Origin of the sequence: Parageobacillus thermoglucosidasius (genome assembly GCF_001295365.1) — a bacterium.
In the GTDB taxonomy this organism is placed as follows: domain Bacteria; phylum Bacillota; class Bacilli; order Bacillales; family Anoxybacillaceae; genus Parageobacillus; species Parageobacillus thermoglucosidasius.
In genome coordinates this window covers 3,483,148-3,502,911 of the sequence record NZ_CP012712.1, presented here as the reverse complement: position 1 = coordinate 3,502,911, position 19,764 = coordinate 3,483,148, and the positions used below count along the sequence as shown (strand labels likewise).

Genomic DNA, 19,764 nt, shown 5'->3' with positions numbered 1-19,764 from the left:
ATTGGTCATATTCAATAAATTCATTAAAATATTTACTTGAAATTTATAAAAAGCATAGTCATATTCAGCGCATTTGGAAAGTGAGTGAAAAAAATGAAGGAAAAAGAAAAATTAATTATTGATGTTGCCATGAAATTATTTGCTGAAAAAGGATTTGACGCAACGTCTATACAAGAAATTGTGAATGAAGCCGGGATTTCTAAAGGTGCATTTTATTTATACTTTAAATCAAAAGACGCCTTGCTTATCGAGATTTTTAAATATTTTTATCATAAAAGGAAACAGAAAATAGAAGAAATAGGCAAGCGAAATCTTTCTCCGAGAGAAAAATTAACGGAATATCTTGTTTGCAATTATACAGAAATTAGCAAATATAAAGAATTTTTGATTATGCAAACTAGAGAGCAAGCCCTTCCTATTAATGAATCGCTCGCTGAATTGATCCATAAAATGTATGTGGAAACCACACAATTTTATAAATTATCTTTAATGGACATTTACGGAAAGCAAATTGAACCATTTATCGGTGATTTAATCATCATTTTACATGGCATTTTTCAATCATATATGCATTGGACGTTATTTCAGAAAAAAAAGATCGATTATTATAAACTGGCAACATTTATTCTCCAACGGATGGATGATCTTGTTAAAGGCTTATTGAAAAGCGGTAAAGAAGCAATCGTGCCATTTGAAGAGCTGGATCAAGGGTTCTTACATATTAACCAATTAACAAAAAAGCTCCATAAAAAGGATCTGCTTCACCAAATAAGAAAAATCAAAAAGCAATATTCTCATTCCTCAGACCTCTATATAACACTTGACGTACTGGAGGCGGAAATCAGCAATGAAAAGCCAAGAATCCCGGTCATCCAAGGAATGCTCTCCAATTTAAAAGATATAGAAGATACCTTGCCTTTACAAAGGCAAATCAAAAAATATTTTCATTTAAAAGAAAAATAATATAATCAATTGTACTTTTTGCTTAGTTGATGTCCCCATCCTTTTCAGCAATGCTGGCTTTCGCAGCCGGATCGCATCACCTTCGCATCCAAAGGCTTCCTGAAACCGGGAAGTCTTTTTTGCCCTTAAAATGGATATCTCGCGAATGATTCCATTTTCTCTCTGCTATCTGGCAGATGAGCAGCACCTTCCTTTGAATCCACCGGTTTGAAGCAGACTCGCATCAGCTCAATCGGATGGCTTAAGCAAACAGCTATTGCCATGATTCAGCTTGCATGTCTGTTTCATGCCGATATGAAGGACGGCCCGTTTTATCGAGCTCTCTTTTTCATTACGTTATAGTTGGCATAGTTGTTTCATTTTTTTTCAGAAAAAAATCCATTATAATAACAAGGAAAAGATATTGGAATATAGGCTGTATAAAATAGTGGGACAAAAAATCTTGCCGCATTGCTGCAGAAATTGCCGGACAGTACAGAATGGTGAAAAGGCACAGCTTGAAAGGAAATCGAAAGTTGCTGTTTCTGTTTTTCATGAAGCGGTTTTGCCAAGATGAAGAGTGGACAGAAGATGAATCAACAAATAGTGATGCTGTCAGACGAAATGAGGGATGCCTATGCTGTTTGCTTCAGAACCGCTTTCTGTTCGGATGAGACCGAGAAACATTGACGAGATTGTCGGGCAACAACATATTATCGGCCCGCATACCGCGCTATACAAAATGATTAAAAACGGCCACGTTCCTTCGCTGCTTTTATATGGAGAGCCGGGAGTGGGGAAGACGTCGTTGGCGCATGCGATTGCTGGGACGGTGCAGCGCGATTTTTTTGCCATTAATGCTACGGCTTCAGGAAAAAAAGAAATGGAAGAAGTAGTGGAAACAGCGAAACTGACAGGCAACGTTATTTTATTTATTGATGAAATTCATCGTTTTAACAAGGCGCAGCAAGATTATTTGCTTCCTCACATTGAGCAAGGGCTGATTACGCTCATCGGCGCAACGACGGAAAACCCGTTTCATGAAGTTAATCCGGCTATCCGCAGCCGCTGCGGGCAAATTAAGCAATTGAAGCGGCTTGAGCCAGACGATATTCTCATCCTTTTGCGCCGGGCTTTGCACGATCGCGACAGGGGCTTAGGAACGCTTGCGGTTGACATGGAAGAACGGCTGCTTTCCATGATCGCGGAAGCGTCAGGCGGGGATGCCCGTTTAGCGCTAAATTTATTGGAAACGATCATCTACGCCTCGCAGAAAGATGACGGCTCCGTCCATGTTGATGAACAGACGGTAAGAGAGTGCGTAGAAAATCGAGGTTTTACCCATGATAAAAAAGGGGATACGTATTATTCGCTTTTATCGGCGTTTCAAAAAAGCGTCCGCGGCAGTGATGTGGATGCGGCGTTGCATTATTTGGCACGTTTATTGGAAGGCGGGGATTTGGCTGCGGTTTGCCGGCGGCTGCTTGTGATTGCGTACGAAGATATCGGGCTGGCAAATCCGATGATGGGCGTGAAAGTACAGGCAGCAATTGCGGCGGTGGAGCGATTAGGGCTTCCTGAAGCGAGAATTCCGCTTTCGGTTGTGACGATTGAGCTGTGTTTAAGCGCAAAATCAAATTCTGCCTATAAAGCGCTTGATGCGGCCATTCATGATGTGCGCAGCGGAAAAATCGGTGATATTCCTGATCATTTAAAAGACGCGCATTATAAAGGGGCAAGTGTGCTAGGCCATGGAAAAGGGTATCAATATCCGCATGATTATCCGAATAGTTGGGTTTTTCAACAATATTTGCCAGATGAGCTGTTAGGAGTTAAATATTATTCACCGAAGCAAAACGGAGATGAAAAATATTATGCGAAAGTATATGAACGATTAGAACAATTAAAACAACAAAGTCATTTTCGAAAATGAAGGAAACGAAATTTTATGATATAATGACAATCGGCTTATTTATATTTATTGGGGGGAGAGTATGGCCCATTCTCACCGCGGATCTGCGCAAATTCTTCAATGGGGAATTTTTTTTGCTGGATTATTGATTATGTCGTTTGGCATCGTATTAACGATTAAAGCGGATTTCGGATGTGCGCCGTGGGATGTGTTGCATATCGGATTATATCGAAGATTCGGCTTGACGATCGGAACGTGGTCGATTATTGTCGGCATTGCAATCTTAATGGTTTCCGCATTGCTTTTAAAGCAATTTCCGCGAATTGGCGCTTTTCTCAATATGATTTTTGTCGGTATTTTTATTGATTTATATATGATGATCCCTTATTTGCACACTCCCGAAACGTTGGGCGGCAAGTTGGTAATGCTGCTTGTCGGGATTGTGATTACGGGCTATGGAATGGGAATATATATTTCTGCTAATATGGGGGCAGGCCCGCGTGACAGTTTAATGATTGCATTGACGGAGCTAACAGGCTGGAAAGTGCAATATATCCGAATCGCGATGGAAGGATTGGTTCTTTTTTTCGGCTGGGTTTTAGGAGGGCCTGTATCGATAGGAACGTTAATATTTTGCGTTATGATTGGATCTATAGTCGGTATTGCTTTGCCGCAATGCCGGCGCGTGACAGAACGGATGTTAATAAGACCTGCTCATGTAAAAACAAACAGTTGTTAGGGGGAATAAGATGAAGATTTCGACAAAAGGCAGATATGGATTAACCATTATGATTGAACTGGCAAAAAAGTACGGGGATCGCCCGATTTCGCTGCGCTCGATTGCCAAAGCGAACAATTTGTCTGAACATTATCTGGAACAGCTTGTTACACCATTGAGGAATGCCGGGCTTGTCAAAAGCATCCGCGGGGCGTATGGCGGATACGTGCTTGCAGACCATCCCGCAAAAATTACGGCGGGGGACGTCATTCGGGTGTTAGAAGGGCCGATAAGCCCTGTGGAAGAACTGGATGAGGAAGAACCGGCAAAACGGGAATTATGGATTCGCGTTCGCGATGCCGTGGAGGAAGTGCTGGACAGCACGACGCTGGAAGATTTGGCGAAATATAGCGAAGGTGATAACGAATCATACATGTTTTATATTTAACCATGAAAGGAGAATGATCATTGGACCGGATTTATTTAGATCATGCCGCTACCTCGCCCGTTCATCCTGATGTAGTCAAACGCATGATTCCGCTGATGACCGAAGTGTTCGGAAATCCGTCGAGCATTCATTTTTTCGGGAGACAAAGCCGGCAGGCGGTCGATGAAGCGAGAGCCGTTGTGGCAGCAAGTCTTGGCGCAAAAGAACCGGAAATCATTTTCACAAGCGGCGGAACGGAAGCGGATAACATCGCGCTTATCGGGACGGCGATGGCTAACCGCCATCGTGGACGCCATATTATAACATCGATGATTGAGCATCATGCTGTATTGCGCGCATGTCAATATTTAGAAAAGCAAGGATTTGAAGTAACTTATCTTCCTGTGGATGAACAAGGGAATGTGTCGCCAGCAGATGTTAAAGCAGCACTTCGCGATGATACGATTCTCGTTTCCATTATGTTTGCGAACAATGAGGTCGGCGTATTGCAGCCCATTCGCGAGATTGGCGAATTGTTAAAAGACCACCAAGCTTATTTCCACACAGATGCCGTACAAGCGTTTGGGCTTGTTCCGATCCGCGTCGACGACTATCATGTTGATTTGTTGTCGGTTTCTGCGCATAAAATCAACGGCCCAAAAGGGGTCGGCGCTTTATATGTCCGGGAGACAGTGAAATTTTCCCCGCTTTTTTATGGCGGAGAACAAGAGCGGAAACGCCGTGCCGGAACGGAAAATGTGGCAGGCATCGCGGGATTTGCCAAAGCGGTGGAAATTATGCAAGAGACGATGTCTGACAAGCAACAGGAGTACCGCTTGCTGAGAGAGACGATGCTGTCTATTTTTGCGGAGTCGGGAATTTCTTACGCGGTGAACGGAAATGAAGACCGCTGCCTCCCGCATATCGTCAATGTCGCGTTTCCGGGGACGAACGTTGAATCTATGCTTGTCAATCTTGATTTGGCGGGAATAGCAGCTTCAAGCGGTTCTGCGTGCACCGCCGGCTCGATTGATCCGTCGCACGTCCTTGTGGCGATGTTTGGCAAAGAATCGGATCGCATTCGTTCTTCTGTCCGTTTTAGTTTCGGATTAGGCAATACAAAAGAACAAATTGCCAAGGCGGCAATGGAAACAGTTAAAATTGTGAAAAAATTAACAACTAAGTAGAGGGGAGGTTAGCAAGGTGAACAAACCCCCAAAAGATACGCGCGTTGTTGTCGGCATGTCGGGCGGAGTCGATTCATCGGTGGCGGCATTGCTTTTAAAACAGCAAGGGTACGATGTCATCGGCATATTTATGAAAAACTGGGACGATACAGATGAAAACGGCGTTTGCACGGCGACGGAAGATTATGAAGATGTGGTGCGCGTTTGCAACCAAATTGGCATTCCGTACTATGCCGTTAATTTTGAGAAACAATATTGGGATAAAGTGTTTACGTACTTTTTGGATGAATATAAAGCCGGACGCACTCCGAATCCCGACGTGATGTGCAACAAAGAAATTAAGTTCAAAGCATTTTTGGAACATGCGTTATCGATCGGCGCCGACTATGTGGCGACTGGCCATTATGCCCGGATTGAGTACCGCGACGGCGAATATAAACTGCTGCGCGGCGTCGACCAAAAGAAAGACCAAACGTATTTTTTGAACCAATTAGGGCAAGAGCAGCTGTCGAAGGTGATGTTTCCGCTCGGCCATCTTGAAAAAGCGCAAGTGCGGCAAATCGCGAAAGACGCCGGGCTTGCCACAGCGACAAAAAAAGATAGCACGGGAATTTGCTTTATCGGTGAACGGGATTTTAAAAAGTTTTTAAGCAGTTATTTGCCGGCACAGCCGGGGATTATGCAAACGCTGGATGGCGAAGTGAAAGGAAAGCATGACGGAGTGATGTACTATACGATCGGACAGCGCCACGGTCTTGGCATTGGCGGAAACGGCGAGCCATGGTTTGTGGTCGGCAAAAACGTGAAGGAAAATATTTTGTACGTCGCACAAGGGTTTAACAATGAATATTTATATTCGACTTCGCTTATTGCGACAAATGTCAACTGGGTGTCAGACCGCAAACCGCCAAAATCGTTCCGGTGCACAGCGAAATTCCGTTACCGCCAGCCAGATATAGGCGTCACTGTGCATGTGATGGATGATGATAAAGTAGAAGTTATCTTTGATGAACCGGTTCGCGCTGTTACTCCCGGGCAAGCCGTCGTGTTTTACAATGGCGAGGAATGTCTTGGTGGCGGAACGATCGATAAAGTGTTCCGCAATGGCGAACGGCTTTGGTATGTCGCCTGAAAAAAACGGCAGGATGCTGCAGAATCGAGAGATGCGCTAAAGCGGATGTGACAGGAAAACCTCAACTCTTATGCGGGTTGAGGTTTTCCTGTAATGAATAGAAAATTGCGAACATATGTGCTATAATGTGCGTAAGGAGTGAAAAGGAAATGGAGGAGAAAAACCGCGCAGGAATCGCATATATGCAAAAAGGAAATTATGAAGAAGCGATCAAATGTTTTCATGATGTGATTGAAGAAAATCCGAACGATCCAGTCGGCTACATCAATTTTGGGACCGTGTTGGCCGCGGCTGGAGAAGAGGAAAAAGCGCTTAACTTTTTCAAAAAGGCGATAGAGCTCGATAGCAACGCGGCGGCGGCATATTATGGAATGGGCTCTGTCTTTTACAAGCGCCAGCAGTTTGCGCAAGCGAAGGATATGTTTGAGCAAGCGATTCAAAAGGGGCTGAATGACGGAGACGTCTTTTTCATGCTTGGAATGTCATTGATGCATTTGGAGGCGCCCCGTCTTGCGCTGCCGTATTTACAAAGAGCGGCGGAGCTGAACGAGAGCGACGTAGAGGCGGTGTTTCAGCTCGGGCTGTGCCTGGCGCAGCTTGAATTTGTCGATGAGGCGATGCGCTATTTTCAAAAAACGATCCAGCTAAATGAACGCCATGCCGATGCGTATTATAATTTAGGGGTTATCTATGCTTATAAAGATGATGTCAAGACCGCATTAAAAATGTTTACGACCGCGCTTCAGATCCAGCCAGATCATTTGCTCGCCGGATATGGGAAAAAAATGATGGAAAAGGCGTTACAACGATAAAAGGGCAGGGGATTCCATTGCAGCAACCGGAATCATTTGTTTTCGAGGGAACTTCGTTTATAAAAGGTTCATATATTTCCACCATTTTTCATAATGAAGCGAATTTGTATTCCGTCGTTCGCGTCCGGGTCGAAGAAACGAACGAAGCGTACGATGAACAAGAAGTTGTGGTGACCGGATATTTCCCTAAAATGAACGAGCATGACACGTATATTTTTTACGGGAAATTTCATGACCATCCAAAGTTCGGCCGGCAATATGTTGTCGACCATTTCCGCAAACAATTCCCTAACACGAAAGACGGCATCATTCACTATTTATCCAGCGATTTATTTAAAGGAATCGGGAAAAAAACGGCAAAAGCGATCGTCGAAGCGCTTGGCGAAAATGCCATTTCCAAAATTTTAGCGGATCCAAGCGTGTTGGATGATGTTCCAAAATTGTCAAAGCAAAGGGCAAAAGAGCTGTATGATACGCTGCGTGCCCATGAAGGGCTGGAACAGACGATGATCGCGCTTTCCCAGTTTGGTTTTGGCCCGCAATTGTCGATGAAAATTTATCAAGTATACCAAGATGAAACACTCTCCGTTATTCAGCAAAACCCCTACCAGCTTGTCGAAGATGTCGAAGGAATCGGCTTTGGCCGCGCCGACGAATTAGGCTACCGGCTTGGCATTTCCGGCAGCCATCCTGCGCGCATTCGCGCGGCGTGTTTGTTTGTGATAGAACGGGATTGCCTTCAAGAAGGGCATGTGTATGTGACAGAAAGGCAGCTTGTCACAAACATTAAACAGCTTTTGGAAGCAAAACGAAAAGAAACAGTCAGTGAAGAAGCGATCGAGCAAATGTTGTTAATGCTTTCTGAAGAAGGAAAGCTAATCAAGGAAGATGAAAAATTTTATATTCCGTCGCTTTATTTTGCTGAAAAAGGAATTGTGACAAATGTGAAGCGCCTTTTACAGCAAACGGAAGCAGTGATGACGTTTCCGGAATCGGAATTTTTGCTAGCGCTCGGAAGGCTTGAGGAGCGTTTATCCGTTCAATATGCTCCCACGCAAAAAGAAGCGATTCGACAAGCGCTTTCTTCCCCGCTGTTTATTTTGACCGGAGGCCCCGGCACAGGAAAAACGACAGTCATTAAAGGGATTGTGGAAATTTTCGCTGATTTGCACGGTTTTTCCCTCGATCCGAAAGATTATACGAAAGATGATCCATTTCCGATTTTGCTCGCCGCGCCGACGGGAAGGGCGGCAAAAAGAATGAGCGAAGCGACGGGTTTGCCTGCGGTGACGATTCACCGTTTGCTTGGATGGAATGGGGCGGAAGGTTTTACCCATGACGAGGACGAGCCGATTAGCGGCAAACTTTTAATCGTTGATGAAATGTCGATGGTCGATACGTGGCTGGCCAATCAGCTGTTTAAGTCGATTCCGGACGGCATGCAAGTGATCCTTGTCGGGGATGAAGATCAGCTGCCATCTGTCGGACCGGGACAAGTGTTAAAGGATTTATTGCAAGCGGGTGTCATCCCGACCGTTCGACTAACCGAAGTGTACCGGCAAGCGGAGGGCTCATCGATTATCGAATTGGCGCACCAAATGAAAAACGGGGGCCTTCCTCCAGACTTAACTGCTCCAAAGGCAGACCGCTCATTCATTCGCTGCCAGACTTCACAAGTTGCTGAAGTTGTCCGGCAAATTGCCGACAACGCGCGCAGAAAAGGCTTCGCAGTGAAAGACATTCAAGTGCTTGCCCCGATGTATCGCGGCCCTGCCGGGATCGACCGCCTCAATCAAGTGCTGCAAGATTTGTTTAATCCGAAATCTGAGAAAAAGCGGGAACTTTCGGTTGGCGATGTCATATATCGGGTTGGTGATAAGGTGCTGCAGCTTGTCAACCAACCTGATGACAATGTGTTTAATGGGGACATTGGGGAAATTGTCGCGATTTTTTACGCGAAAGAAAATACGGAGAAGCAAGATTTAGTTGTCGTTTCTTTTGACGGCATCGAGGTGACATATTCGCGGCAAGATTTGTCGCAAATTACGCATGCATATTGCTGTTCCATTCATAAATCGCAAGGAAGCGAATTTCCAATTGTCATTTTGCCGGTTGTGAAAAGCTATTATCGCATGTTAAAGCGGAATTTATTATATACGGCCGTGACAAGGAGCAAACAATTTTTAATTATATGCGGCGAAGAAGAGGCGTTTAAATTAGGGGTTGCCCGCAGTGATGATAGCTCCCGGCAAACAACGCTGACGGAAAAATTGCAAAAAATTCTTGTCCCTGCTGTTGAAGGGGAGCTGCCGATGGAAGACGCGAACATCGGAATGGAAAACGTTTCACCGTATGACTTTATGGACGAGTAGCCAAGCTAAATATGTCTGGAAAGGTGGAGAGATCTTTGCGGACATTTTCACATATGAAAGGGCTTCCTGTATATGAGCAAAAAACAGGGAAAAACGTCGGAAAAATAAGTGACATTTGCTTTACCAACACAGGGAAAGTCCAAGGGTTTATCGTCGAAAGCAAAGGATGGTTTGCGCGCCATCGGTATCTTCCGCTTCATGGCGTTCAAGCATTTGGATCGGATGGGGTCATCGTGCATGATGATGCGCTTTTACGATCCTCCTCTTTGCCAGCTGGCTACTCTCTTTACAGCGAACGCGGAATCGCCGGAAAACCGGTGATTACTGCGGATGGCCAGAAGCTTGGATTGTTGGAAGATGTATATTTTCACGGGCAATTGGGCATAATCGGAGGATATGAGATTACAGAAGGTTTTTTTGCTGATTTGACGGAAGGGAAAAAGCGGATGGATGCGGTTCCCTTTACGGTCGGGGAAGAAGCGATTATTGTTAACACAATGATGTAAGGAGAGTGGCTGTTTGTGCTCATTTGCCCAAACTGTAAAAGTAAAAATTTAGGTAAAATCGGCGTCAATCAATATTATTGCTGGGATTGTTTTATCGAGCTCTCTGTTTCCAAAGGGATGATTCACACACATCAAGTGGAAGAAGACGGAACGTTAAGCTCGTTAGACGACTTGTTCGACGAACATGAGCGCACGATCCTGTAAGGAGGGGACGGGCATGAATCGCGCAATGACCTCTTTGTTTGCGTTAGGATTAGGAGTTGCTGCTTATCAGCTGGCACAGCGCAACGATTGGCTGAACAATCGCTCCATCAAAAAAATGCGCCACCGGTTAGCGAAAGCGATTCGTTAAAAATAAAGAAGCGCCAATTCCTGTAAGGAACAACGGGAATTGGCGCTTTTTTGTATAATTCTGCTTTTAGCTCCTACACTAACGATAGGGGGTGTTGCCATGGGGGAGAAGCAATGGTTGTCCATCATTCGTGTGAGCAAATGGCTGGTTGTTGTGATGATGATTTACTTAATTGTTCGCATGAAGGAAGTATGGATGCCGGTTGTGCATTTATTTATAACCATACTTATTCCATTTGTGATTGCTGCATTTATTACGTACTTATTACATCCGTTCGTGGAATCCATTTATGAAAAAGGCATTCCGCGCTGGATGGCAATTTTATTGATTTATTTTCTCTTTTTCGGCGGCATCGGTTATGGTTTTTATAAAGGAATTCCGTTGCTGATCCAGCAGCTGAAAGACTTGAGCGAAAGCTTGCCGGCATTAACGGAGACATACCGGAACTGGACAAAACAAATCCACAATGAAACATCGGCATGGCCGCTGGAAATTCACACAAGAATCGAAACGATGATCGTGCAGCTGGAACAAACGGCGGCGAACGCGCTAACGGCGGTGATTAACGGAGTGAAAGGGCTTGTTAATTCCGCGCTGTTGTTTTTGCTTATTCCGTTTATCGTTTTTTACATGCTGAAGGATATCGATCAGCTGAAAAAAGCGGTATGGTATATGACACCGAAACGGTGGCGCCAACCAGGGCTTGCGTTTTTGAAAGATGTAGACGAATCGCTTGGCAGCTATATCCGTGGCCAATTGTTTGTCGGATTCATCATCGGGATGGTTGCCGCACTTGCGTTATGGATCGCAGGCATGGACTACCCGCTTTTGCTCGGGTTTATTATCGGGGCAACGAATATTATTCCTTATTTTGGGCCGATTATCGGAGCGGTTCCCTCCGTCATTTTGGCGGCTACCGTTTCGCTCAAAATGGTGCTTATTATCTCTGCAATTATTTTTTTTCTGCAATTTTTAGAAGGCAATATTTTATCGCCATTGATTGTCGGGAAAAGTTTGCACATGCATCCGCTTGTGATTATGTTTGCCTTGTTTGCCGGCGGGGAAATAGCGGGGGTGCTTGGCCTGATTGTTGCCGTTCCGCTTCTTGCTGTATTAAAAGTCGCTCTTCTTCATTGGAAAGAACATTCTCGGGCGCATTGACAAATAAATGACGCTTGTCTATAATCATTCAATGAAAAAGTGAATACATAACGCGATGACGGATCGAGTATGTTACAGTCCATCTTAAAGCGCGGGTTCGCGCACAGAGAGGAATTTCCGTGGCTGAAAGAAATTCCAGATGAAGGGTAACAGAACGCTAATCCGGAGCGCAGGCAAAACCTGACGTATCGCCACGTTACGGCGTTAGAGGGATGAACGGCTTGCCGTTCATAAGCAGGGTGGTACCGCGAGCATAACTCTCGTCCCTGAAGGGGATGAGAGTTTTTTATATTCAAATTCAATATGGCGTTGAAAGGGAGGATCAGGATGAAAAAGCTTACTTCAGCACAAGTAAGGAAGATGTTTTTAGACTTTTTCAAAGAAAAAGGTCACGCAATCGAGCCGAGCGCCTCGCTCATTCCTGTCGATGATCCGTCTTTGCTGTGGATCAACAGCGGCGTCGCCACATTAAAAAAATATTTTGATGGCCGTGTCGTTCCAGATAATCCGCGCATTTGCAATGTGCAGAAGTCCATTCGTACAAACGACATTGAAAATGTCGGGAAAACGGCGCGCCACCATACATTTTTCGAAATGCTCGGAAATTTTTCGATTGGCGATTATTTTAAACGAGAAGCCATTCATTGGGCATGGGAATTTTTAACAAGCGAAAAATGGATTGGTTTTGAACCGGAGCGATTGTCAGTAACGATTCATCCGGAGGACGATGAAGCATTTGAAATTTGGCATAAAGAAATTGGCCTTCCAGAAGAACGGATTATCCGTTTGGAAGGAAACTTTTGGGATATTGGCGAAGGCCCGAGCGGCCCGAATACGGAAATTTTTTATGATCGCGGCGAAGAGTTTGGAAATGATCCGAATGATCCCGAATTATATCCGGGCGGAGAAAACGATCGCTATTTAGAAGTATGGAATCTCGTGTTTTCACAATTTAACCATAACCCGGACGGTACATATACGCCGCTTCCAAAGAAAAACATTGATACAGGCATGGGATTGGAGCGGATGTGCTCGATCTTGCAAGGAACGCCGACCAACTTTGAAACAGATTTATTTATGCCGATTATCCGTGCGACAGAACGGATTTCTGGAGAACAGTATGGTGCTGATGCGGAAAAAGACGTGGCGTTTAAAGTAATTGCCGACCATATCCGAGCGGTAACATTTGCTATTGGCGACGGGGCGCTTCCATCCAATGAAGGCCGCGGTTATGTATTGCGCCGCTTGCTGCGCCGAGCGGTTCGTTTTGCCAAACAACTTCATATCGAACGTCCGTTTATGTATGAATTGGTGCCAGTGGTTGGCGAAATCATGGGGGATTTCTATCCAGAAGTAAAAGAAAAAGCAGCATTTATTCAAAAAGTCATTAAAACCGAAGAAGAACGTTTCCATGAAACGTTGCATGAAGGCTTGGCAATTTTAGCAAGCGTCATCGAAAAAGAAAAAGAGCGCGGCAGTGATGTCATTTCCGGGGAAGACGTGTTCCGGCTTTATGACACATATGGTTTTCCTGTGGAATTAACGGAAGAGTACGCGCAAGAAGAAGGAATGAAAGTGGATCACGAAGGTTTTGAACGGGAAATGGAGCGTCAACGGGAACGCGCCCGCGCCGCTCGCCAAGATGTTGACTCGATGCAAGTACAAGGAGGCGTGCTCGGTGACATAAAAGTCGAAAGCCGCTTCGTCGGTTATGATGAGCTGCATGCGCAATCCAAAGTAGCCGTGATCGTTAAAGACGGCAATCTGGCCGATGAAGTGAGCGAAGGAGAAGAAGCGCAAATTATATTAGATGTAACGCCGTTCTACGCGGAAAGCGGCGGGCAAATCGCTGACCAGGGATGGCTGGAAAACGAAACGGCGAGAGCGTTTGTTAAAGACGTCCAAAAAGCGCCGAACGGGCAGCATTTGCATCATATCATCGTCGAAAAAGGAACGTTGAAAAAAGGCGAAACATATATGGCGCGAATCGATGAAGCGAAACGGGCAAGCATTGTGAAAAATCACACGGCGACACATTTGCTGCATCAAGCATTAAAAGATGTGCTCGGGCCGCACGTCAACCAAGCGGGATCGCTGGTTGCCCCAGATCGCTTGCGCTTTGACTTTTCGCATTTCGGACAAGTAAAGCCAGAGGAACTGGAACGCATCGAAGCGATTGTGAACGAAAAAATTTGGCGCAGCATTCCTGTCGACATTTTCTATAAGCCGCTGGCGGAAGCAAAAGCGATGGGCGCAATGGCGTTATTCGGCGAAAAATACGGGGATATCGTCCGCGTTGTGCAAGTAGGCGATTACAGCTTGGAGCTTTGCGGAGGCTGCCATGTGCCAAACACGTCGGCAATCGGCTTGTTTAAAATTGTTTCCGAATCAGGCATTGGCGCAGGCACGCGCCGGATTGAAGCGGTGACAGGGGAAGCGGCGTACCGCTTTATGAATGAACAAATCGCCTTGTTGCAAGAAGTCGCGCAAAAATTAAAAACAAGCCCGAAAGAAATCACTCACCGCATCGATGCGCTAATGAACGAGATTCGCCAATTGCAGCGCGAAAACGAATCATTAGCGGCACGCCTTGGAAATATGGAAGCAGCCAGCCTTGTCAACAAAGTGAAACAGGTTAACGGAATTCCTGTACTAGCAAGCAAAGTGAACGCCGCGGACATGAACCATTTGCGTACAATGGTCGATGAGTTAAAACAAAAATTAGGATCAGCGGTTATCGTATTAGCGGCTGTGCATGGGGAAAAAGTAAGCTTGATCGCCGGAATTACGGATGACTTAGTGGAAAAAGGATATCATGCTGGAAAACTAATTAAAGAAGTTGCCGTCCGTTGCGGCGGCGGTGGTGGTGGCCGCGCTGACATGGCTCAGGCTGGCGGAAAAGACCCAGGCAAAGTCGGGGAAGCATTGCAATATGTCGAAACATGGATAAAATCCGTTTGATAATTGGTGGAGATAGTGTACAATGGATGTAAGATAGGGAGATGCCAGAACGGAGAGCGAGGTGGAGACGGTGAGCTCATTTGATCAAACGATGCAGTTTCATTTTTCTGAAGAGCCGGCCGAGACGAACATTCGTGAAGTGTTGCTGACGGTATATGATGCTCTTCAAGAAAAAGGATACAATCCGATCAATCAAATTGTCGGTTATTTATTATCTGGCGACCCTGCTTACATCCCTCGCCATAAAGATGCCCGAGCGTTAATTCGCAAAGTTGAGCGTGATGAATTAATTGAGGAGTTAGTGAAATTCTATTTACAAGGACAGCGAAAGGGTTAATGTATGCGTGCATTGGGGCTTGATTTAGGTACAAAGACGCTTGGGGTGGCCGTCAGCGATGAATTAGGTTGGACTGCGCAAGGAATTGAAACGATTTCGATTGATGAGGAACAAGGAGAATACGGTTTAAAGCGGCTTCGCGAGATTATCGATGAATACAAAGTCGATACGATCGTCGTCGGGTTTCCGAAAAATATGAATGGCACGGTCGGGCCGCGTGCGGAGGCGAGCCAGCGCTTTGCCAAAATACTTGAACAAGAGTTTGCGTTGCCCGTTATACTGTGGGACGAGCGGTTGTCCACCATGGCGGCAGAGCGGATGTTAATCGCCGCTGACGTCAGCCGGAAAAAAAGAAGGAAAGTGATTGATAAAATGGCGGCTGCCGTTATTTTACAGTCGTATCTTGACAGCAAACAATAAATGGAGGAGACAAGAAAATGGAACATGGAGATCGCCATATTACCGTTGTCGACGAAAACGGCAACGAGCAATTGTGTGAAATCTTGTTTACGTTTGAATCAGAGGATTTTGGAAAATCTTATGTGTTTTATTATCCGGTAGGCGCGGAATTTGAAGAGGAGGAAGAAACGGAAGTCCATGTGTCGGCCTTTATTCCCGGAGATGAGGAGCGAGAAGGGGAGCTTTTGCCGATTGAATCTGAGGAAGAATGGGACATGATCGAAGAAGTGTGGAATACGTTCTGCGCCGAACAAGAGGAAGAAGCGGAATAAGAAACAAGATGGCCGTGATCATCGGCCATCTTTTTTGTATGAAAAGGAGAGATAGATAGCGAAAAATGCAAAAATTTGTTGTATAATATCACGAGTGAGAGGAGGTTTTTCATGGATAATCACCAGTTTTTTCAAAAAGATGTACGAATTGTCCGGAAAATCGTATTGATTGTGTCGATTGTTGTTTTTTTTACATGTATCGTGATTGCAGCAGGAAGCTATTTCTATATAAAATCAGCGTTGCGACCTGTTGATCCAGATGACCGCACTCCTGTCCATGTATCGATACCGATTGGCTCTTCCGTGAATGATATTGCCGACATGTTAGAAGAAAAACGGTTAATTAAAAGTTCATTCGTGTTCCGTTATTATGTGAAGCTGAAAAACCATGTTAATTTCCAAGCAGGAGAATATCAGTTAAACCGGTCGATGCCGTTGGAAAAAATCATTGCGGTTTTAAAGACAGGGAAAGTCACAGAAAAAAGCGGGCTAAAGCTGACGATTCCGGAAGGGACGCAACTTACGCAAATTGCCGAAATGATTGCTAAGAAAACGGGATATAAGAAAGAAGAAGTGCTCCAACAATTAAACGACCGCAAATATATCGAACAGCTTATTCAAAAATATCCGTCTGTTTTATCGAGAGATATTTTAAATAAAAATATCCGCTACCCGCTAGAAGGTTATTTGTTTCCGGCCACTTATTCATTCCATGAAAAAAAACCGCCGATTCCGGAAATTGTCGAGGCAATGCTGAAAAAAACAGAAAAAGTGCTGGCAAAATATGAACGCGACCGGAACGAAATGAATATGACGGTACATCAGCTGTTAACGATGTCGTCTTTAATTGAAGAAGAGGCGACAGAAAAAGCGGAGCGCGAAAAAATCGCGAGCGTCTTTTACAACCGCCTCCGCACCGGCATGCCGCTGCAGACAGATCCTACTGTTTTATATGCGCTTGGAAAACATAAAGAACGCGTTTATTATAAAGATTTGGAAGTCCAATCTCCTTATAACACGTATATTCATAAAGGCCTTCCTCCCGGCCCGATTGCGAACGCCGGGGAAATGTCGATTCAAGCAGCGTTGAAACCAGCGAAAACCGATTATTTGTACTTTCTGGCTACGCCAGCGGGAGAGGTCATTTTTACAAAAACGTTGGAGGAACATAACCGCCAGAAAGAAAAACATATAGGAAAACAATAGGATGATGCCTTTAGAGTGCAAACAAAGTATTTCGCATTTCGTATATTTTATGGTAGTATATATAAAGTTATCAATCACCATCCTGCCATAAGAGTCATTATGTGACTCTTATTTTTACGAGGAGGAGCTCTTTTGGTTTCAAAGGAAGTAGCGCATTATATGGAACAGTTTCTTCCCGAACGGGATGAGCCAATAAAAGAGATGGAGCGTTACGCAAAGCAGCATCGCATTCCGATTATGGAGATTGCCGGAATCGAAGCGATGCTGCAATTGTTAAAAATCGCCAAGCCAAAGAAGATTTTAGAAATTGGCACTGCGATTGGCTATTCCGCCATTCGCATGGCAAAAGCGCTTCCCGATGTGAATATCGTTACGATTGAGCGTGATCGCGAGCGGTATGAACGCGCGCTTTTTTATATAAGCAAAACAGGGACAGGCGGGCAAATTCGCGCGATTTTCGGCGATGCGCTGGATGTATATGACGATGTCGCGGAACACGCCCCGTTTGATGTCATTTTTATCGATGCGGCAAAAGGGCAATATCAGCGTTTTTTTCAAATGTATGAGCCGTTGTTGCAGGAAGGCGGCATCATTATTACAGATAACGTATTATTTAAAGGGCTTGTCGCCATGGAAGAACCGATTGAAAATAAGCGGATTCGCCAGCTAGTGTCGAAAATTCGCCGCTACAATGAATGGTTGTTCGGGCGAACGGATTACGAAACGGTCATTCTTCCGATCGGCGATGGGATCGCCATATCACGAAAACGAGGTGAAAAGCGATGAAAAAACCGGAACTGTTAGTGACGCCAACGCGCGTTTCACATATACATGAGTTAGCCGATGCCGGCGCTGACGCGATTATCATCGGCGAGCAGCGCTATGGTCTGCGCCTGGCAGGAGAATTTTCGCGCGCGGATGTCAAAGAGGCGGCCGCGATAGCGCGGCAATACGGCATTAACGTATATGTTGCGATGAACGCGATTTTCCATAACGACAAAGTGGACGAACTGGGCGATTATATAGCGTTTCTCGCTGATACAGGCGTTGATGCGATCGTCTTTGGCGATCCGGCGGTGTTAATGACCGTGCGCGAAGTGGCGCCGCATATGAAATTGCACTGGAATCCAGAAACAACGGCGACCAACTGGTATACGTGCAATTATTGGGGACGAAAAGGAGCGAAGCGCGCTGTCCTCGCCCGCGAATTAAATATGGAGGCGATTTTAGAAATTAAAGAGCACGCCGAAGTCGAAATCGAAGTGCAAGTGCACGGAATGACTTGCATGTATCAATCAAAACGCTCTTTAATTGGAAACTATTTTGAATATCAAGGAAAAGTTATGGAAATCGAACGGAAAAAATATGAAAAAGGCATGTTTCTGTACGACAAAGAGCGCGACAGTAAATATCCGATTTTCGAAGACGAAAACGGCACACATATTATGAGTCCAAACGATATTTGCATCATCGATGAACTTAGTGAGATGGTGGACGCCGGCATCGACAGCTTCAAAATTGACGGTGTACTGCACGAGCCCGGCTATATTACGGAAGTGACGAAACTATACCGTCGCGCCATTGACTTATGTGCTGAAAACCGCAAGCAATACGAGAAAGAAAAAGATGAACTGCTAGCGAAAATCAAAGCGATCCAGCCAAAACACCGCCCGTTGGATACCGGATTTTTCTTTAAGGAAACAGTTTATTAATACACCGAGAAAAGGAGGAGTAGCTGGATGCTGTTAAAAAACGACAAAATTTCTGAGATCATCAATGGCAAGCGCGTTATCGTGAAAAAACCTGAGCTTCTCGCTCCAGCCGGCAATTTGGAAAAGCTGAAAATCGCCGTGCATTACGGGGCGGATGCGGTATTTCTCGGCGGACAAGAATATAGCTTACGTGCCAACGCCGACAATTTTACGATCGAAGAAATCGCAGAAGGAGTGCGGTTTGCAAATCAATATGGCGCAAAAGTGTATGTGACAGCCAACATTTATGCACATAACGAAAACATTCCCGGGCTCGAAGAGTATTTGCGCGCGCTAGAACAAGCCGGCGTTCACGGCATTATTGTCGCCGATCCGCTGATTATCGAAACGGCGCGCCGGGTAGCGCCGAAATTGGAAGTGCATTTAAGCACACAGCAGTCGATGGCAAACTGGAAAGCGGTTCAATTTTGGAAAGAAGAAGGGCTGGAACGTGTGGTGCTCGCGCGTGAAACGAGTGCGGAAGAAATTCGGGAAATTAAAGAGAAAGTCGATATTGAAATTGAAGCATTTATCCATGGCGCGATGTGTTCTGCTTATTCCGGGCGCTGTGTATTAAGCAACCATATGACGGCGCGCGATTCCAACCGCGGGGGCTGCTGTCAATCATGCCGCTGGGATTACGATTTATATCAATTAAAAGGGGATAAAGAAATACCGTTGTTTGCTGAAAACGATGCCCCGTTTGCGATGAGCGCGAAAGATTTAAATTTGCTTCGCGCGATTCCAACCATGATTGAATTAGGCATTGACAGCCTGAAAATCGAAGGGCGGATGAAATCGATCCATTATGTGGCGACGGTAGTCGGGGTTTACCGCAAAGTGATCGATGCTTATTGCGCCGATCCTGACAATTTCACGATTCGCGAAGAATGGATTAAAGAGCTGGACAAATGCGCCAACCGCGATACTGCCCCATCTTTCTTTACGGGGATACCGGGCTATCAAGATCATATGTACGGTTCTCATAGCCGGAAAACGACGCACGAATTTGCGGGGCTTGTACTTGATTATGATAAAGAAACAAAAATGGTCACATTGCAGCAACGCAACTTCTTTAAACCGGGCGATGAAGTGGAATTTTTCGGACCGGAAATTGAAAATTTCACACAAGTAGTCGAGAAAATTTGGGACGAAGATGGAAACGAATTAGATGCGGCACGCCATCCGCTGCAAATTGTCAAGTTTAAAGTGGAGCGCGAAGTCTTCCCATACAACATGATGAGAAAGGAGAACTGA

20 protein-coding genes and 1 other annotated feature are annotated in these 19,764 nt (G+C 45.2%); all 20 genes read left to right on the top strand.

What is annotated here, in order from left to right:
• Positions 1 to 93 precede the first annotated feature (93 nt).
• The 20 genes from AOT13_RS17310 (at position 94) to AOT13_RS17220 (ending at position 19,764) form a co-directional block, all read left to right on the top strand.
• Positions 94 to 963 carry a TetR/AcrR family transcriptional regulator gene (locus AOT13_RS17310; RefSeq protein WP_013876547.1) on the top strand — a complete coding sequence of 290 codons (870 nt, stop codon included), beginning with the start codon at positions 94 to 96 and terminating at the stop codon, positions 961 to 963.
• A gap of 616 nt (positions 964 to 1,579) precedes the next feature.
• On the top strand, positions 1,580 to 2,875 hold the full coding sequence (locus tag AOT13_RS17305) for a replication-associated recombination protein A (RefSeq protein ID WP_013400328.1): 1,296 nt from the start codon (positions 1,580 to 1,582) through the stop codon (positions 2,873 to 2,875).
• Between the two features lie 61 nt (positions 2,876 to 2,936).
• Positions 2,937 to 3,593 carry a YczE/YyaS/YitT family protein gene (locus tag AOT13_RS17300; RefSeq protein ID WP_003248948.1) on the top strand — a complete coding sequence of 219 codons (657 nt, stop codon included), beginning with the start codon at positions 2,937 to 2,939 and terminating at the stop codon, positions 3,591 to 3,593.
• A 10-nt stretch (positions 3,594 to 3,603) separates the two neighbouring features.
• Positions 3,604 to 4,020 carry a cysteine metabolism transcriptional regulator CymR gene (gene cymR / locus AOT13_RS17295; RefSeq protein ID WP_003248949.1) on the top strand — a complete coding sequence of 139 codons (417 nt, stop codon included), beginning with the start codon at positions 3,604 to 3,606 and terminating at the stop codon, positions 4,018 to 4,020.
• A 20-nt stretch (positions 4,021 to 4,040) separates the two neighbouring features.
• The gene (locus AOT13_RS17290) at positions 4,041 to 5,186 is read left to right on the top strand and encodes a cysteine desulfurase family protein (protein ID WP_003248950.1); all 1,146 of its coding nucleotides are present in this window, start codon (positions 4,041 to 4,043) and stop codon (positions 5,184 to 5,186) included.
• Positions 5,187 to 5,202: 16 nt separating this feature from the next.
• On the top strand, positions 5,203 to 6,318 hold the full coding sequence (gene mnmA / locus AOT13_RS17285) for a tRNA 2-thiouridine(34) synthase MnmA (protein WP_003248951.1): 1,116 nt from the start codon (positions 5,203 to 5,205) through the stop codon (positions 6,316 to 6,318).
• 149 nt (positions 6,319 to 6,467) lie between these two features.
• Positions 6,468 to 7,130, top strand: a complete 663-nt coding sequence (locus AOT13_RS17280; RefSeq protein ID WP_042383474.1) for a tetratricopeptide repeat protein — start codon at positions 6,468 to 6,470, stop codon at positions 7,128 to 7,130.
• Between the two features lie 17 nt (positions 7,131 to 7,147).
• A complete protein-coding gene (gene recD2 / locus AOT13_RS17275; RefSeq protein WP_003248953.1) occupies positions 7,148 to 9,502 on the top strand; it encodes an SF1B family DNA helicase RecD2 in 2,355 nt (784 codons plus the stop codon).
• Positions 9,503 to 9,537: 35 nt separating this feature from the next.
• Positions 9,538 to 10,008: a PRC-barrel domain-containing protein gene (locus AOT13_RS17270; protein WP_003248954.1), complete on the top strand. Its 471-nt coding sequence runs from the start codon at positions 9,538 to 9,540 to the stop codon at positions 10,006 to 10,008.
• 15 nt (positions 10,009 to 10,023) lie between these two features.
• Positions 10,024 to 10,212, top strand: coding sequence for a hypothetical protein (locus AOT13_RS17265; RefSeq protein WP_003248955.1), 189 nt, complete (start codon positions 10,024 to 10,026; stop codon positions 10,210 to 10,212).
• Between the two features lie 13 nt (positions 10,213 to 10,225).
• Positions 10,226 to 10,360: a YrzQ family protein gene (locus AOT13_RS19760; RefSeq protein ID WP_013400332.1), complete on the top strand. Its 135-nt coding sequence runs from the start codon at positions 10,226 to 10,228 to the stop codon at positions 10,358 to 10,360.
• A gap of 99 nt (positions 10,361 to 10,459) precedes the next feature.
• Entirely contained in the window at positions 10,460 to 11,521 is a 1,062-nt protein-coding gene (locus tag AOT13_RS17260; protein WP_042383476.1) for an AI-2E family transporter, read from the top strand.
• A gap of 46 nt (positions 11,522 to 11,567) precedes the next feature.
• Positions 11,568 to 11,792 (top strand) — a binding site (T-box leader).
• A gap of 56 nt (positions 11,793 to 11,848) precedes the next feature.
• On the top strand, positions 11,849 to 14,482 hold the full coding sequence (gene alaS / locus AOT13_RS17255; protein ID WP_003248958.1) for an alanine--tRNA ligase: 2,634 nt from the start codon (positions 11,849 to 11,851) through the stop codon (positions 14,480 to 14,482).
• 70 nt (positions 14,483 to 14,552) lie between these two features.
• The gene (locus AOT13_RS17250; protein WP_003248960.1) at positions 14,553 to 14,819 is read left to right on the top strand and encodes an IreB family regulatory phosphoprotein; all 267 of its coding nucleotides are present in this window, start codon (positions 14,553 to 14,555) and stop codon (positions 14,817 to 14,819) included.
• Positions 14,820 to 14,822: 3 nt separating this feature from the next.
• Positions 14,823 to 15,239 carry a Holliday junction resolvase RuvX gene (gene ruvX / locus AOT13_RS17245; RefSeq protein WP_042383479.1) on the top strand — a complete coding sequence of 139 codons (417 nt, stop codon included), beginning with the start codon at positions 14,823 to 14,825 and terminating at the stop codon, positions 15,237 to 15,239.
• Positions 15,240 to 15,256: 17 nt separating this feature from the next.
• The gene (locus AOT13_RS17240) at positions 15,257 to 15,550 is read left to right on the top strand and encodes a DUF1292 domain-containing protein (RefSeq protein ID WP_003248964.1); all 294 of its coding nucleotides are present in this window, start codon (positions 15,257 to 15,259) and stop codon (positions 15,548 to 15,550) included.
• A gap of 111 nt (positions 15,551 to 15,661) precedes the next feature.
• On the top strand, positions 15,662 to 16,756 hold the full coding sequence (gene mltG / locus AOT13_RS17235; protein WP_042383481.1) for an endolytic transglycosylase MltG: 1,095 nt from the start codon (positions 15,662 to 15,664) through the stop codon (positions 16,754 to 16,756).
• A 132-nt stretch (positions 16,757 to 16,888) separates the two neighbouring features.
• A complete protein-coding gene (locus tag AOT13_RS17230; protein ID WP_042383483.1) occupies positions 16,889 to 17,542 on the top strand; it encodes an O-methyltransferase in 654 nt (217 codons plus the stop codon).
• Complete coding sequence (locus tag AOT13_RS17225; RefSeq protein ID WP_042383485.1) at positions 17,539 to 18,468, top strand: peptidase U32 family protein; 930 nt, start codon at positions 17,539 to 17,541, stop codon at positions 18,466 to 18,468. Before AOT13_RS17230 ends, AOT13_RS17225 begins: the two co-directional genes overlap by 4 nt.
• A gap of 27 nt (positions 18,469 to 18,495) precedes the next feature.
• A complete protein-coding gene (locus tag AOT13_RS17220) occupies positions 18,496 to 19,764 on the top strand; it encodes a peptidase U32 family protein (protein WP_003248969.1) in 1,269 nt (422 codons plus the stop codon).